The sequence below is a fragment of the Rahnella inusitata genome, assembly GCF_018288855.1.
GTDB classification, from domain to species: Bacteria; Pseudomonadota; Gammaproteobacteria; order Enterobacterales; family Enterobacteriaceae; genus Rahnella; species Rahnella inusitata.
On the sequence record NZ_CP065024.1, the window covers coordinates 713,137 to 728,693 of the forward strand.

The following is a 15,557-nucleotide window of genomic DNA, read 5'->3' on the forward strand; positions in this document are numbered from 1 at the left end:
AATGAGTAAACCCATCGTATTTAGTGGCGCACAGCCCTCCGGCGAACTGACCATTGGCAACTACATGGGTGCGCTGCGTCAGTGGGTCAAAATGCAAGACGATTACGAATGCATTTACTGCATCGTCGATTTGCACGCGATCACCGTGCGTCAGGATCCGGTGAAGCTGCGCAAAGCAACGCTCGACACGCTGGCGCTGTATCTGGCTATCGGCATCGATCCGAAGAAAAGTACTATCTTCGTGCAGTCTCATGTTCCTGAACATACACAGCTAAGCTGGGCGCTGAACTGCTACACCTATTTTGGTGAGCTGGGTCGCATGACGCAGTTCAAAGACAAATCAGCGCGCTACGAAACCTCAAACAGCGAAAGCATTACTGCGGGTCTGTTTGATTATCCGGTGCTGATGGCGGCGGATATCCTGCTTTACCAAACTAACCAGGTGCCGGTCGGTGAAGACCAGAAACAGCATCTGGAGCTGAGCCGCGATATCGCCAGCCGTTTCAATGCGCTGTATGGCGATGTGTTCACCGTGCCTGAACCGTTCATTCCGAAATCCGGTGCGCGCGTGATGTCGTTGCAGGAACCGACCAAGAAGATGTCTAAGTCGGATGACAACCGCAAAAACGTGATAGGCCTGCTGGAAGATCCGAAAGCGGTGACCAAAAAAATCAAAAGCGCGATGACCGATTCCGAAGAGCCGCCAGTCATTCGTTACGATGTGAAAAATAAACCGGGTGTGTCGAACCTGCTGGATATCCTGTCCGGCGTGACTGGCCAGACTATCGCCGAACTGGAAGCGCAGTTCGAAGGCCAGATGTATGGTCATTTGAAAGGGGCGGTTGCCGAAGCCGTATCCGGCATGCTGACTGAAGTGCAGGAACGTTATAACCGTTTCCGCAGCGACGAAGCTTTGCTGCAACAGATCATGCAAGAGGGCGCAGAAAAAGCCCGCGCACGTGCCAGCGTCACGCTGAAAAAAGCCTATGAAGCCATTGGTTTTGTCACGCTGCCGTAATCTGTGATTTTGTAGTAAATCTGAAAACCACGTCTTTGGACGTGGTTTTTTGCTTTCTGGCCTGCAGGCGCCGGATTACGAACCGGCGCTGAAGTTATAGGTAAACGTGGCGTTATAGCGCCAGTCGCGTGAGTTGCTGTCGACCGGCAGATCGCCGATTGGCCGCGCCGCCTCTACCGACAACGTATAGTGACGGTTATCGCCAAACATCACGCCGATGGCATACGACGACAGATTTTGCTTCGGCAATCCCTGCTGATTAAATTCGGTATGTGCCGCATCAACCACCGTATAAGGCTGAATGGTTTTGAGCCATTCGCCCTGATCCAGGTTGTGTATGTAGCGCATTTCGACCTGCCCGCCAACGCCGTAATCGCCCTGGGCATCGCTGTCCGGATACCCCCGGCCATAATGCAGCGCGCCAAAATTCACCCGTTCAGGCTCCGGTAAATCATTATCCGACCAGTCACCTTCCACGGATGTACTGAGTCGCCATTTCTTGTCGAACAGGTAGGCCGCATCGCCGTTAAATTTCCAGCGGGTAAACGTCAGATCGGCATTGGGCGTGCTGTTGGTCGCACCGAGTCCATCCATCCCCTGGCGCACATTGAATTTGGTATTCCAGTAAGCCTGATCGTATTCGCGGTAACCGGTCAGTGAGATTTCCGCTGCCGGATAGCGTATCCGCTGACTGATGCCCGGCAGTTGCACCTGGCGCTCGCCACGGCGCGCGACTAAATCGTAATCATACTTTTTATCGAGATAATCCAGTTCGCCGCTGACGGTCCATTGTTGTTTGCGCGTCAGTTTAAGCGGATAGCTGAACACCACGCCGCCGTTGTACTGCGTCTGGGTGTTCTGCGACCCGACAGTAATGCCATCGGGCAACGAAAGTATGGTGTTGTAATCCTTATCTTTCTGTTTGTAATAGCTGCCTTTGAGCTGCATAAGCAGGCCATCGTCGCCGAGATATTGCTGATAGTTCAGCCCGGCGTAGGTTTTGCGGGTGTCGCTTTCCAGCGGGATGAGCGTCGCGATGCCGAGCTGTTCGCCGTAGGTGCTCAGGCCGCTCAGTGTCGCGTTGACCACCGCGGAGCTGTCGCCTTTACGGGTATCGACAGCGGTGGCGATGTTCCAGTTACGCGGCCGCAGCGCCTGTACATTCAGCGTTGTTGCACCGTAAATATTGTTGGGATTGTTGGCCGACGCGGTGACTTTAGTGTCCGGCGTGCGGCTCATGAGAATCGTATAGCGCTCGAAGGTATCCTGCGTCAGCGGCTTTTCTTCCATGATGTGCTTCGATAATTTACTCAGCCAGCGGCCGACCTGCTGGTTGTCACTGTGGATCTGGGTGGCGGAAATATACCCTTCAACCAGCCCGATTTTCACCACGCCGTCCTGAAAATTATCCGCCGGTAAGTAGGCGTAAGAGAGCACAAACCCGTCGCGGTGATAGCGCTGGGTGATCGAATCGGTCGCCGCCAAGAGGGAAGATAAGGGCACTTTCTTGCCGACGAATTGGCTAAAAGGCGCGGCCAGTGAATCCAGCGGATATGCGGTACCGCCGACAAACTGAATATGCTTCACGTCGATAAGCGTCTGCGGCGTCAGGTCAGGCACCGATTTTTGCGCCGGTAAATTGATTTTTTGCGATTTGGCCGGGGGCTGGGAAATCGGCGTAGCCAGTTTGGCCGGATTATTCGGGTCGATTAAAGTGGGGAACATGTCTGCCGAACTGTAACCAATGGCAGAACCCAATAAAGCCACTATGCAGGATTTTATTCTCATAAATATTCCTTTGAGCGCACAGGCAAATGTGGGAATTCAGCGATCGTTGACCCGCTCCCGAATACGCCGGAAGCGGGCTTTTACTGCGTCTTTTAACGATAAATAGTTACTGCGGTTTGTTCAGCTTCAGCCCCAGTCCGCTGGTCAGCCCGCCAACGGTGGTGCCGACACCGGCGACGAGACCGCCTGACTGAGAGACCGATGCGCCCGCACCGGCCGCGATACCGCCGGAATTGCTGGCGGTGGTTGTCGTCGTGCTGCTGGCCGGAACCAGAATCGTGCCGGTTTTAGACACGGCCTGTCCGGTATCGGTGACCGCCGTTCCTAATCCGGCGAGCGCCGGCGTGCTGGCAGACAGTTGTGTGCCGGCTGAACTGACGGTGCCACCGACCTGATTCAGCAGGCCGTTAACTGGCGCGCCCAGCCCCGTTGCGCCTCCGACAGTTTGGGTGGTGTTCTGTACCTGCGCGACAACAGGCGTGACGATCCCCGTCGCCCCTGTCGTTACGCCCGAAAGCGCACCACTTTGCACGTTCTGCGCCAGCCCGTTACCGGTGTTGGTCACCAGCGTACCGACATTATTCACCAGGCCACCGGTTGCGCCGGTCACGCCGCTGAGTGGGGTTCCGGCAGTATTCGTCGCCAGTGACGTGCCAAGGCCAGACACGCCGGTGCCTAAATCAGCCACGGCTTTCGGTACGCCCGCCACGGTGGTGCCGATAGCGTTAGGATTGGTACCTAACTGGCCGATGCCGTTTTGTACGCCACTGCCGACGTCAGTGACAGCTTTGCCGGTACTATCGATAATGGTGACAACGCCGGTGCCCGCGACCGGAATATTACCGATCGGCGTCTGGCTGGCGATGCTGCTGACCTGGGTGCCAAGGCCGCTGACCGCGCCGCCCGCGTTACTCAGGATGGTGCCAGTGGCGAGCGTGGTGGATGGCGTTCCACCCGTTCCGCTGCCCGTCCCAGTTCCTGTTCCATTTCCCGTCCCTGTGCCACTGCCGGTTCCATTTCCTGCGGTAGTGTCACCGCCGGTTGTGGTTGTTCCTGTGCCTGTTCCTGCCCCGGTCGTTCCGTTGCCCGCCGTCGTCGTTCCGTCACTGCCTGAAGTGGTTCCATCGCCGGACGTCGCAGAGCCGGTGGTGGACGTTTTTGCCGTATGAGAAGAACCGCCGCCACCGCTGCCACTACAGGCAGCCAGAGACAGGGCGACCAAGATTGCGAGCGCAACCTTGTTAACATGACCAACATGAATGGTATGGCGCATGATTTGACCCTCCACGGGGGAATACGCCACAGTTGGCGTAAATTAAGCTTAAGACGAAGATTCTTAATATTCCATTTGTGTGGGGTGATTATTTTGCAAACGGAATGTAGTGTTTGCAAAATAAGGAATTATATTCTGTTATAGGAATTGTCTGATAAAGGCAGGCATAGAAGTGAAATGGATTTCACTTCTATGAATTGATTAGAGAAATGACTCGAGTTTTGCAGAAATATCGGGGGATTACTGCGGCGTTTTACTGGCAAACCAGTTCAGTTTTTCCCGCAGACTGACCACGCTGCCGACGATGATCAGGCTCGGGCTTTGCACCTGTGTTGCCAGATGGCTCAGCTCCGTCAGCACGCCGGTGACGACCCGCTGTTGCTGGCTGGTGCCGTTCTCTACCAGCGCGACCGGCGTTTCTGCTGGCAGACCGTTTTCCAGCAAGCGGCGCTGGATTTCTCCCGCCTGTGTCAGCCCCATATAAAACACCAGTGTCTGCTGGCCTTGCGCCAGACACGCCCAGTCAAGTGCGCCGTCCTGCTTAGCATGACCGGTGATCAGCCGCACACTCTGCGCGTGGTCGCGATGGGTCAGCGGAATGCCGCTGTAAGCTGAACAGCCCGACGCTGCCGTAATACCCGGCACGACGGAAAACGCGATGCCAGCTGCTTTCAGCGCTTCCAGCTCTTCGCCGCCACGGCCAAAAATAAACGGATCGCCGCCTTTCAGCCTGACCACCCGTTTACCCATCTGTGCCTGTTCCAGCAGGATTTCGTTAATACGTTCCTGCGCAACGCAATGGTGTCCGGCGCGTTTGCCGACGAAAATCCGTTCGGCGTCGCGACGTACCAGATTCAGCACGGCATCGGATACCAGCCGGTCATACACCACTACGTCCGCCAGCTGCATCTGCTGCAAACCTTTCAGCGTCAGCAAACCGGCATCACCTGGCCCGGCGCCGACCAGAATCACTTCGCCGTGTTTATCCACCGGCTCGCTGAACAGTTCCTCCAGATACTGCTCACTCTGAGCATCGTCATTATTTGCCAGTGACTGCGCCAGACGATGATGATTGAACAGTTTTTCCCACCAGCGGCGACGTTCGGACATGTCGCTGAAATGCGTTTTGACCCGCGCCCGCAATCCGCCCGCCACCTGCGCCAGTTTGCCCAGATGCTGCGGCAAAATGGATTCCAGACGCTCGCGGAGCAAACGCGCCAGCACCGGCGCATTGCCGCCGGAGGAGACGGCGATCATCAGCGGTGAACGGTCGATGATCGATGGCATGATCACGCTGGCGCTTTCCGGCGCATCCACCACGTTACAGAATACGCGGCGATGTTCAGCAGCTTCGCTGACTTCCTGATTGACTAAATCGGAATCGGTCGCGGCGACCACCAGCCATTTCTCATCCACCAGCAGCGGAGAGAATTCGCCTTTCAGCAGGCGGACTTTGCCTTCATCTGCCCATACCTGAAACTGCGGCGTGAAGGTGAGGGCGTTGACCGTCAGTGCTGCGCCTGCGTCGAGCAGCAAACGCGCTTTACGTTCAGCAACGTCACCGGCACCGACCAGCAGACAGGCTCTGTTTTTTAACTGACAAAATAGGGGCAAATAATCCATGAGCGATGATCTCATAAGCAGATGAAAACGCCGCCCGAAGGCGGCGTGAAAGGCACGAAAATTAGCCGATTTCAGCCTGAAGACTGGCGGTAGAAATTTCGACATGGCCGTCGCGCACGCGGACGTCATAGGCCGGAATCGAATGCTGATCGTCTTCCATGCAGAAGCCGTCAGTCAGGCGGAAATGCTGTTTTTTCAGCGGGCTGGCGACCCATAACTCGCCCTGATGCTCGCCGATCAGACCGCGCGATAACACGCTGGCCTGCGCAAAAGGATCGATATTGGAAAGGGCAAAAATCTGCTCATCGGCATACGGGCGGAACAGCGCGACCTGCTCATCACCGGCCAGCGCACAGACGCCGCAGCCCGGCAAAATGTCTTCAACAGAACAAAGTGTTAACCACTGGCTCATAATACTTCCTCCCCGTCGGCGATCACCGTCACCGGAATGCGTTCGTCAGGGCGCGCCGGACGATGCTGTTGGCGTTCAGAAACGAACTGTACGTTCGGGTCGCGCTGCGCGCTGTTGATAAAGTGCGTGAAGCGGGTTTGCGCAGCCGGATCATTCAGCGTTTCCTGCCATTCACAAACGGCGGATTCACGCAGGCGCGCCAGCTCGGCCTCCAGCTGATCGTTCAGACCCAGTTTGTTATCGATGATCACTTTACGCAGATAGTCGATGCCGCCTTCGAGGTTGTCCATCCAGACCGAGGTGCGTTGCAGCTTATCGGCGGTGCGGATGTAGAACATCATAAAGCGGTCGAGATAGCGCAGCAGCGTTTCATTGTCCAGATCGGCTGCCAGCAAATCGCCGTGGCGCGGTTTCATGCCTCCGTTGCCGCAGACGTACAGGTTCCAGCCGTTTTCAGTCGCGATAATCCCGACGTCTTTACCCTGCGCTTCGGAGCACTCGCGGGTACAGCCCGATACGCCGAATTTCATTTTGTGCGGCGTGCGGATCCCTTTGTAACGGTTTTCCAGACTGATGCCGAAACCGAGGCTGTCGCCGACGCCGTAGCGACACCAGGTGCTGCCGACGCAGGTTTTGGCCATACGCAGTGCCTTGGCATAGGCCTGACCGGTTTCGAATCCGGCATTAATCAGTTTTTGCCAGATCGCCGGTAAATCATCTTTCTGCGCGCCGAACATGCCGATGCGCTGGGAGCCGGTGATTTTGGTGTAGAGATTATATTCGGCGGCAATCGCGCCAATCGCCACCAACCCTTGCGGGGTGATTTCGCCGCCCGGTGAACGTGGGATCACCGAATAGGTGCCGTCTTTTTGCATGTTGGCAAGGAAGACGTCGTTGGTGTCCTGCAACGGCGTGTGCTGCGCCTTCAGCACGTAGTCATTCCAGCAGGAGGCCAGCAGTGAGCCGACGGTCGGTTTACAGACTTCACAGCCGTAGCCTTTGCCGTATTTGTTCAGCAGATCGTCGAACGAGCGGATACCTTCAACGCGGATCAGGTGATACAGCTCCTGACGGGAATAGGCGAAGTGCTCGCACAGATGATGATTTACTTCGATGCCTTGCTTACTCAGCTCAGCATTCATTACCTGCGTGACCAGCGGAATACAGCCGCCACAGCCGGTACCGGCTTTTGTGGCGGATTTCAGCGCCGCTACTGTATGGCAGCCGCCTTGCACCGCTTTGATAATGTCGCCTTTGGTGACGTCGAAACACGAGCATATTTGCGCGCTTTCCGGCAGGGCGTCAGTGCCAATCACCGCACCGCCGCTGCCCGCATGAGCTGGCAGGATCAGCGCGTCCGGATTTTCGGGCAGTTGAATACTGTTCAGCACTAACTGGAGCAGATTGCCGTAATCGCTGGTATCGCCAACCAGTACCGCGCCGAGCAGCGTTTTATTGTCTTCGCTGACCACCAGACGCTTATAGAGCGCTTTATTTTCATCGAGATACACGTAACTGCGTGCGCCCGGTGTGCGGGCGTGAGCGTCGCCGATCCCCGCGACATCAACGCCCAGCAACTTCAGCTTGGCGCTCATATCCGCGCCGGTGAAGCTGTTTTCTCGGCCAAGGAGGTGATCGGCGGTGACCTGCGCCATTTTGTAGCCCGGCGCGACCAGGCCAAATGTGCGCTGATTCCACGACGCACATTCGCCGATGGCGTACACGTCCGGATCGCTGGTCTGACACTGATCGTTAATAACGATGCCGCCGCGTGGTGCGATGTCCAGATCGCACTGACGCGCCAGCTTATCCTGCGGACGGATACCGGTGGAGAAGACGATGAAATCGACTTCAAGCGAGCTGCCGTCGGCGAATTCCATGGTTTTACGCGCCGTACTGCCGCCCTGAACGATCTCTTTGGTATTTTTTGCCGTATGAACCTGCACGCCCATGCTTTCGATTTTCTGGCGCAGCTGACTGCCGCCCATCACGTCGAGCTGTTCAGCCATCAGGCCGGGCGCAAATTCCACGACGTGCGTTTCCACGCCGAGGTTTTTCAGCGCGCCAGCGGCTTCCAGACCGAGCAGGCCACCGCCGACCACCGCACCGCGTTTACTGCGACGGGCACAGGCTTCGATGGCATGCAAATCTTCGATAGTGCGGTAAACAAAGCAGTCCTGACCGTCGGAACCGAGGATCGGCGGTACCCACGGGTAGGAACCGGTAGCGATGATCAGTTTGTCGTACACCACCGTGCGGCCGCTGCTGGAGTGGATCACTTTCTCTTTGCGGTTCAGTGTGATGGCGCGTTCACCGATCAGCACGTTGACGTTGTGCTTCTCGTAGAACCCTTCGCGTACCAGCGAAAGCTCTTCGGCGGTGTGGTGGGAAAAATAGGAGGAAAGATGGACGCGGTCATAGGCGACGCGCGGCTCTTCACACAGTACCGTGATATCGAACTGACCCGGCTCGGCTTTATCCAGTAAGTCTTCGATAAAGCGATGGCCGACCATGCCGTTACCAATAATCGCGAGTCTGACTTTGCTCATAATTGCCTCAATTTTGATTTTCTGAGGCTAAACATAACGCGCGCGTAACAGGGGGTATTGATGCAAATCAAGCCGCTCCCAATATACTCCCTAGGTGGTACTCGACTGATTTTATTGGGTTTTTATGTAACCTTTCGATTTATAAACAGTTTCAGGCTATTGTTCTGTTATTGCAGTCTTTCCACCGTCTTTCTGAATCCATGAGGTCGCGCGTGCCAAAAACCCTTTTGCGTACCATTAAAAATGTCCGGATGCCTGACCGTGAGGGGCTGTGGCAAATAGAGATCGAAGACGGCGTTGTCCGCCAGATCCTTTCCCAACCGCACAATGATGAGCAGGGCGATCACATTCTGGATGGCGAAGGCGGGCTGGCTATCCCGCCCTTTATCGAACCGCATATCCATCTCGACACCACTCAAACCGCCGGTCAGCCAGCGTGGAATCAGTCCGGTACGTTGTTCGAAGGCATCGAGCGATGGGCGGAACGCAAGGCGCTGCTGTCCCACGAGGACGTTAAGCAGCGCGCCTGGCAGACGCTGAAATGGCAAATCGCCAACGGTATTCAGCATGTGCGCACGCATGTCGATGTGTCTGACCCGACGCTCACAGCGCTGAAAGCGATGCTGGAAGTGAAAGCGGAAGTCGCTCCGTGGGTAACGCTACAAATCGTGGCGTTTCCGCAGGAGGGGATTATGTCGTACCCCGACGGCGAAGCCCTGCTCGAAGAAGCCCTGAAGCTGGGGGCCGACGTGGTGGGGGCGATCCCGCATTTTGAATTTACCCGCGAATACGGCGTGGAATCGCTGCATAAAACCTTCGCGCTGGCGAAGAAGTACAACAAGCTGATTGACGTGCATTGCGATGAGATTGATGACGAGCAGTCGCGCTTTGTCGAAACCGTCGCCGCGCTGGCCCTGCGCGAAAACATGGGCGAGCGTGTGACCGCCAGCCATACCACCGCGATGCATTCCTACAATGGCGCGTATACCTCGCGGCTGTTCCGTCTGCTGAAAATGTCGGGCATTAACTTCGTGGCTAATCCACTGGTGAATATTCATTTGCAGGGGCGCTTCGATACCTATCCGAAACGTCGCGGCATCACGCGGGTGAAAGAGATGCTCGACGCCGGGATTAACGTTTGCTTTGGCCACGATGACGTTTTCGATCCCTGGTATCCGCTTGGCACCGCCAATATGTTACAAGTGCTGCACATGGGGCTGCACGTCTGCCAACTGATGGGGTATCAGCAAATTGACCACGGCCTGAAACTCATCACGTCGTACAGCGCCCGTACCATGAATTTGCAAGGCTATGGCCTGGACACGGGCAACGCCGCAAGTCTGGTGATTCTGGCGGCAGAAAGCGGTTTCGATGCGGTTCGCCGTCAGGCGCCGGTGCGTTTTTCTGTTCGTCAGGGCGTAGTGATTGCACAAACCCGGCCAGCACAAACTGTCATTCATCTCGATAAAGATTATCCGGTAGATTTCAACAGCTAAATGCCTGAGAAATCTGGTGTAATATTTTGAAATATCTGGATAAATCTTTTGAAAGCGTAAATATAGGTAAAGGTCTGGCGCTGAGCGTAAAGGCTCTTTAGAATCAGTCAGATCTGCTGTTTGTATTCACGAGAAAGGAACCGTCATGTTTAAACGTACTTTAGTGGCCTTCACTGCGCTGCTATCCCTGACTGCAATGTCGCCGGTTTTTGCTGCCGGTGAAACTCACGTAATGCTGACCACTTCAGCAGGGAATATCGAATTGGAGCTCGACAGTGCGAAGGCACCGGTTTCTGTGAAAAATTTCATCGATTACGCCCAGAGCGGTTACTACAACAACACCGTATTCCATCGCGTAATCCCAGGTTTTATGGTGCAGGGCGGCGGTTTCTCAGCTGATATGCAGCAGAAAGCCACCAAAGCGCCAATCAAGAACGAAGCCGACAACGGCCTGCGTAACCTGCGCGGCACCGTGGCCATGGCACGTACTGCCGATAAAGACAGCGCGACCAGCCAGTTCTTCATCAACGTTGCAGACAACGCCTTCCTTGATCACGGCCAGCGTGATTTCGGTTACGCCGTCTTCGGTAAAGTCGTTAAAGGGATGGATGTGGTAGACAAAATGTCTGCGGTTAAAACCGACAACGTCGGGCCATACCAGAACGTTCCGACTACGCCGATTGTGATCCTGTCTGCGAAAGTGCTGCCTTAATAATTTTAAATGCCTGTTCGTTCCTTTCTCAAAGCCTCCGATCCCGGGGGCTTTTTCAATTTCGTTTCTTGACGCCCATCCCGCTGACGAATAGGTTTTAATAAACGCCCTCGCGTCCTACTTTCAAGGAAAATGAAATGAGTGAAGCCCGTCTGATTGCGAAAGCCATGAGTGAAGGTAAGCCGATACAGGATCTGGTGATCCTTCCCGCGCTGGCGAACCGGCATGGCCTGATAACCGGCGCGACCGGTACCGGTAAAACCGTCACGCTGCAACGTATGGCCGAACAGTTTTCCCGCATCGGGATCCCGGTGTTTCTGGCGGACGTGAAAGGGGATTTATCAGGGATTGGCGCAGCAGGCGTGCCTTCGGAGAAACTCAGCGCGCGACTGAATAATATCGGCGTGACCGACTGGCAACCACAGGCGTGCAGTATTATTCCTTGGGATATTTTCGGCGAGAAAGGCCATCCGATCCGTGCGACGATTTCTGACCTTGGACCGCTGCTGCTGGCGCGATTGCTCAGTCTCAACGATGTACAAAGCGGTGTGTTACAGCTGGTATTTAAAATTGCTGACGACAACGGCCTGCTGCTGCTCGACATGAAAGATTTGCGTGCGATGGTGCAGTTCACCGGCGATAACGCCAAACAGTTTCAGACGCAGTACGGCAATATTTCTCCGGCCTCGATCGGCGCTATCCAGCGCGGCCTGTTAACGCTGGAAAGCCAGGGTGCGAATCAGTTCTTTGGCGAGCCGATGCTTGATATCAATGACCTGATGAAGACCGATAAGAACGGTCACGGCATCATCAATCTGCTGGCGGCGGATAAGCTTATCAATCAACCGCAACTCTACTCCGTATTCCTGCTGTGGCTGCTGGCGGAGCTGTTTGAGCATTTGCCGGAAGTCGGTGATCCGCAACAGCCTAAGCTGGTGTTCTTCTTCGACGAAGCGCATCTGCTGTTCACTGACGCCCCGCAGGCGCTGCTGACTAAAATCGAGCAGGTAGTCCGCCTTATCCGCTCGAAAGGTGTCGGGATTTACTTTGTCACTCAGAACCCGCTGGACATTCCCGACAGCGTGTTGGGGCAGCTCGGTAACCGCGTCCAGCATGCGCTGCGTGCTTTTACGCCGCGTGATCAGAAAGCGGTGAAAGCGGCGGCGCAAACGCTGCGCGCCAATCCGGCGTTCGATGCAGAAACGGCGATAACCGAACTGGGCGTGGGCGAGGCGCTGGTTTCTTTCCTCGATGAAAAGGGGCGTCCGGAAGTGGTTCAGCGGGCAATGGTCATTGCGCCGGAATCCAAAATGGGCATGCTGGGCGATGATGACCGTAACAAAGCGATTAACCAGTCACCGCTGTATGGCCGCTACGAAGACAGTATTGATCGCGAATCTGCCTACGAAAAAATCACCGCGCAGGGATTTGGTACGGTTGCCACGCCGCCGTCTGCGGGCGCGGCGAAGCCTGCGGGGGAAGCCTCTGCCGGTGGCGGACTGATGGGCGGGCTGAATGACCTCCTGTTCGGCAGCACCGGTCCGCGCGGCGGTAAACGCGACGGCGTGGTGCAGTCCGTCACCAAAAGTATCGCGCGCGATCTGGGGCGCCAGATCCTGCGCGGCGTGTTGGGCTCCATTATGGGCGGCCGCAAAAAGTAATCCACTCTGCTCACCGGGAGTGGCTGAACCGCGTCAGCTATTCCCGGTAAATTCCTGCATGACTTCGCACTCTTTGTTGCAAAAAACCCTCATCTACATCTCAGACTGCTATCCGAAGCACGTTATAACGGCTGTTTTTGATACAAAACTCCGCTAAGTGAAGGCTGTCACGTTTTTCACCCCGCAGGGTTTGTAGGCTGAATTGCTTTTGGGCTAAATCAATTCAGCAAAAAGGAGTGGATGTGAAAAAATTACTCGTAACCGGGATCGTGATGGGGCTTTTTTCGTGGCAGGCTGCCGCACAAACTATCGTGCTGACGGATGCTGAAGCCGGTACCGAACTGGGAAACTGGAAGACTGATAGCAAAAAGCTGAATCTCGCCAGCGCGGATTTCAGCATTGAGCAAAAAGTTCTGCACGGGGGCAAACAGGAAGGCTCTAAAGTGATTACTATCACCAGCAAAGGGCTGACTATCGCGCTCAGCCCGACACGCGGTATGGATTTACTGCACGTGACCGGTGATAACATCCGTCTGGGTTGGGATTCACCGGTTCAGGAAGTGGTAAATCCGGCGTATATCAATCTGGAAAGCCGCAACGGCGTGGGTTGGCTGGAAGGTTTCAACGAAATGATGGTGCGCTGCGGCTTCGAATGGACCGGCCATCCGGTCACCGCTGACGGGATGATTTACACCCTGCATGGCCGTGCGGGCAACACCCCAGCTTCCAAAGTCGAAATAGAGATTGCCGACAAAGCCCCGTTTGAAATCACCGTGCGCGGCCTGCTGAAAGAAGACACCTTCAAGAAAGCGAAACTCCAGACCTGGACGGAACTGCGCTACGTGCCGGGCAGCCAGTCCTGGACAATTCACGATACCCTGACCAATGCGTCTGATTATCCGCACGACTACCAGATTATCTATCACAGCAACTTTGGTCAGCCAATCCTTGAACAGGGCGCACGCTTTATCGCTCCGCTCAAATCCATTTCTCCGTTCAACGATTACGCTAAAAAAGGCCTGACTGACTGGCAGACCTACGCCGGACCAACCAAAGGCTTCGACGAAATGGTCTTCAACATGGTGCCACTGGCCGATGCGCAGGGTAAAACGGTGGCGGGAGTGGTGAACAAAGCGGGGGACAAGGGCGCGTCGATTGAGTTTGATACCCATCAGCTTCCTTTGCTGACGCTGTGGAAAAATACCGACACGCTGAAACAGGGTTACGTGACCGGTATCGAACCGGGGACTAACTACGCGTATCCGGTGACTATCGAACGTAAGCAGGGTCGCGTGAAACAGTTGCAGCCGGGCCAGAGCACGGTATTTGAACTGAAATACTCGCTGCTGCCGGATGCCAAAGCAGTGCAACAGCTTGAGCAACGGGTGAAAACCTTGCAGGGCGAGCACAAAACTGAGGTCAGCAGTCAACCTATCGCCGTTGAATAATCTGAGTTTAGGGCGCCGGACGTGGCGCCCTTTTTTCTCTGTCTATACTTAACTCCACAAGGTATGCGCCCTAATGGCTGTGCCAGGGAGAAAATGATGGCGAAGAAAACGACGCTCAGACAGCAGGAAAAACTTTTTCGTGAACGGCAACGGCAAAACTTTCAGGCCAGCAGCGCACTGGATGGTTTGCAGGTTGAGGTAGTGACGTTAGACAACGAGCAAATCGCACAGCGGCTGGCCGAACTGAGGGGGCACTATGAACGATAAACTCGTGGCCGGTGCCGATCCTTACTACTATCGTGGCATCAACGTATTGAAAAACCGGCTGGAAATCCGTGAAGCGCATCGTCTGCGCGAAGCCGAACTGGCCTTCACTGCGTTACGTGCAGCGACAATGCCACTTGGCCCGTCGGTAATGGGGTTGCCGCATCTGTGCGCTATTCATCTGGCGCTGTTTCAGGATATCTATCCGTGGGCGGGCGAGTTCCGCGAAATCGACATCCATAAAGACGACACGCAGTTTTGCCATTTCGGTTACATCGAAAAGGAAGGCAATGCGCTGATGCAGGAGCTGGAGGATGAAGAATTTCTGGTCGGTTTGCCGCTGGATGCGTTCGCAGAACGGCTGGCGCATTACTACACCGGCCTGAATCTGCTGCATCCGTTTCGCGAAGGCAACGGCCGCGCGCTGAGAATTTTCACCGAGCAGCTGGTTATTCATGCCGGTTATGACATTCAGTGGGCAAGCGTCGATCGCGAACGCTGGCTGGATGCCAACAAAACAGCGGTGTTTGGTGATGAATCTGAACTGGTGGCGATCTTCAAAGACGTCATCAGCGAAATTGCTGATGAACATTGATCAACAATATGCGTAGAATTGCCCGGTAAATTTTCGTCTTTACCGGGAACACTATGCTGCTGCTGATCGACAACTACGACTCCTTCACCTACAACCTCTATCAGTATTTTTGCGAGCTGGGCGCAGAGGTCAAAGTGATGCGTAACGATCGGCTGACGCTGGCGGATATCGAAAACCTTTCACCCTCGCATCTGGTGATTTCTCCCGGCCCCTGTACGCCCGATCAGGCCGGGATTTCCTTGCAGGCCATCACTCATTTTTCTGGCCGTTTGCCAGTCCTCGGCGTATGCCTCGGGCATCAGGCGATGGCGCAGGCATTTGGCGCGAAAATTGTCCGTGCCCGTCAGGCTATTCACGGCAAAACGTCACCGATCCGCCACACCGGCAGCAGCGTTTTCGCCGGGCTAAACAATCCGCTGACCGTAACGCGCTACCATTCTCTGGTAATTGCGCCCGACACGCTGCCGGACTGTTTTGACGTCACCGCGTGGACTGAGCGGGAAGGCACGCGCGACGAAATTATGGGCATCATGCACAAGACTTTGCCGCTGCATGGCGTTCAGTTCCATCCTGAAAGTATTCTCAGCGAACAGGGGCATCAGCTTCTGGATAATTTCCTTAAGATCTAACCGCTTACATTCATCGAGAAAATTACTTACCTGACAGGTGCGATTTCTGTTTGCCTGTGAGTGATTTATTATGCATATTTTGTGATTAT

The 15,557-nt window shown here is 55.2% G+C and carries 13 protein-coding genes; 8 read left to right on the forward strand and 5 right to left on the reverse strand.

Annotated elements, in window-relative coordinates; genetic code table 11:
• The first annotated feature begins 1 nt into the window (after position 1).
• Complete coding sequence (trpS, locus tag I2123_RS03220; RefSeq protein ID WP_213051809.1) at positions 2 to 1,018, forward strand: tryptophan--tRNA ligase; 1,017 nt, start codon at positions 2 to 4, stop codon at positions 1,016 to 1,018.
• A gap of 75 nt (positions 1,019 to 1,093) precedes the next feature.
• Here trpS and I2123_RS03225 read toward each other — a convergent pair whose 3' ends face one another.
• The 5 genes from I2123_RS03225 to nirB form a co-directional block, all read right to left on the reverse strand.
• Positions 1,094 to 2,806 (reverse strand): ShlB/FhaC/HecB family hemolysin secretion/activation protein, encoded by a 1,713-nt coding sequence (locus I2123_RS03225; RefSeq protein WP_213051810.1) that lies wholly within the window; start codon positions 2,804 to 2,806, stop codon positions 1,094 to 1,096.
• Positions 2,807 to 2,912: 106 nt separating this feature from the next.
• Positions 2,913 to 4,079: a collagen-like triple helix repeat-containing protein gene (locus I2123_RS03230; protein ID WP_213051811.1), complete on the reverse strand. Its 1,167-nt coding sequence runs from the start codon at positions 4,077 to 4,079 to the stop codon at positions 2,913 to 2,915.
• Between the two features lie 240 nt (positions 4,080 to 4,319).
• Entirely contained in the window at positions 4,320 to 5,702 is a 1,383-nt protein-coding gene (cysG, locus tag I2123_RS03235; protein ID WP_213051812.1) for a siroheme synthase CysG, read from the reverse strand.
• Positions 5,703 to 5,763: 61 nt separating this feature from the next.
• A complete protein-coding gene (gene nirD / locus I2123_RS03240; RefSeq protein WP_213051813.1) occupies positions 5,764 to 6,114 on the reverse strand; it encodes a nitrite reductase small subunit NirD in 351 nt (116 codons plus the stop codon).
• Positions 6,111 to 8,663: a nitrite reductase large subunit NirB gene (nirB, locus tag I2123_RS03245; RefSeq protein WP_213051814.1), complete on the reverse strand. Its 2,553-nt coding sequence runs from the start codon at positions 8,661 to 8,663 to the stop codon at positions 6,111 to 6,113. Before nirB ends, nirD begins: the two co-directional genes overlap by 4 nt.
• A gap of 200 nt (positions 8,664 to 8,863) precedes the next feature.
• Here nirB and I2123_RS03250 point away from each other — a divergent pair, with 200 nt between their 5' ends.
• The 7 genes from I2123_RS03250 to I2123_RS03280 all read left to right on the forward strand — a co-directional run bounded on the left by I2123_RS03250 (position 8,864) and on the right by I2123_RS03280 (position 15,468).
• Positions 8,864 to 10,159: a cytosine deaminase gene (locus I2123_RS03250; protein ID WP_213051815.1), complete on the forward strand. Its 1,296-nt coding sequence runs from the start codon at positions 8,864 to 8,866 to the stop codon at positions 10,157 to 10,159.
• Positions 10,160 to 10,304: 145 nt separating this feature from the next.
• Positions 10,305 to 10,871, forward strand: a complete 567-nt coding sequence (gene ppiA / locus I2123_RS03255) for a peptidylprolyl isomerase A (protein ID WP_112167577.1) — start codon at positions 10,305 to 10,307, stop codon at positions 10,869 to 10,871.
• Positions 10,872 to 11,008: 137 nt separating this feature from the next.
• A complete protein-coding gene (locus I2123_RS03260; RefSeq protein WP_213051816.1) occupies positions 11,009 to 12,532 on the forward strand; it encodes a helicase HerA-like C-terminal domain-containing protein in 1,524 nt (507 codons plus the stop codon).
• 242 nt (positions 12,533 to 12,774) lie between these two features.
• On the forward strand, positions 12,775 to 13,980 hold the full coding sequence (locus I2123_RS03265) for an aldose 1-epimerase family protein (RefSeq protein ID WP_112167579.1): 1,206 nt from the start codon (positions 12,775 to 12,777) through the stop codon (positions 13,978 to 13,980).
• 96 nt (positions 13,981 to 14,076) lie between these two features.
• Positions 14,077 to 14,247, forward strand: a complete 171-nt coding sequence (locus I2123_RS03270; protein ID WP_112167580.1) for a YhfG family protein — start codon at positions 14,077 to 14,079, stop codon at positions 14,245 to 14,247.
• Positions 14,237 to 14,839 carry a putative adenosine monophosphate-protein transferase Fic gene (locus I2123_RS03275; RefSeq protein WP_213051817.1) on the forward strand — a complete coding sequence of 201 codons (603 nt, stop codon included), beginning with the start codon at positions 14,237 to 14,239 and terminating at the stop codon, positions 14,837 to 14,839. Before I2123_RS03270 ends, I2123_RS03275 begins: the two co-directional genes overlap by 11 nt.
• A gap of 53 nt (positions 14,840 to 14,892) precedes the next feature.
• A complete protein-coding gene (locus tag I2123_RS03280; RefSeq protein ID WP_112167582.1) occupies positions 14,893 to 15,468 on the forward strand; it encodes an aminodeoxychorismate synthase component II in 576 nt (191 codons plus the stop codon).
• Positions 15,469 to 15,557: the final 89 nt, after the last annotated feature.

What these genes read in the sequence shown, in the direction of transcription:
- nirD (WP_213051813.1), bottom strand. Translation starts at nt 6,114, where the DNA reads ATGAGCCAGTGGTTAACACTTTGTTCTGTTGAAGACATTTTGCCGGGC.
- ppiA (WP_112167577.1), top strand. Translation starts at nt 10,305, where the DNA reads ATGTTTAAACGTACTTTAGTGGCCTTCACTGCGCTGCTATCCCTGACT.
- I2123_RS03270 (WP_112167580.1), top strand. Translation starts at nt 14,077, where the DNA reads ATGGCGAAGAAAACGACGCTCAGACAGCAGGAAAAACTTTTTCGTGAA.
- I2123_RS03230 (WP_213051811.1), bottom strand. Translation starts at nt 4,079, where the DNA reads ATGCGCCATACCATTCATGTTGGTCATGTTAACAAGGTTGCGCTCGCA.
- nirB (WP_213051814.1), bottom strand. Translation starts at nt 8,663, where the DNA reads ATGAGCAAAGTCAGACTCGCGATTATTGGTAACGGCATGGTCGGCCAT.
- I2123_RS03280 (WP_112167582.1), top strand. Translation starts at nt 14,893, where the DNA reads ATGCTGCTGCTGATCGACAACTACGACTCCTTCACCTACAACCTCTAT.
- trpS (WP_213051809.1), top strand. Translation starts at nt 2, where the DNA reads ATGAGTAAACCCATCGTATTTAGTGGCGCACAGCCCTCCGGCGAACTG.
- I2123_RS03260 (WP_213051816.1), top strand. Translation starts at nt 11,009, where the DNA reads ATGAGTGAAGCCCGTCTGATTGCGAAAGCCATGAGTGAAGGTAAGCCG.
- I2123_RS03250 (WP_213051815.1), top strand. Translation starts at nt 8,864, where the DNA reads ATGAGGTCGCGCGTGCCAAAAACCCTTTTGCGTACCATTAAAAATGTC.
- I2123_RS03225 (WP_213051810.1), bottom strand. Translation starts at nt 2,806, where the DNA reads ATGAGAATAAAATCCTGCATAGTGGCTTTATTGGGTTCTGCCATTGGT.
- cysG (WP_213051812.1), bottom strand. Translation starts at nt 5,702, where the DNA reads ATGGATTATTTGCCCCTATTTTGTCAGTTAAAAAACAGAGCCTGTCTG.
- I2123_RS03275 (WP_213051817.1), top strand. Translation starts at nt 14,237, where the DNA reads ATGAACGATAAACTCGTGGCCGGTGCCGATCCTTACTACTATCGTGGC.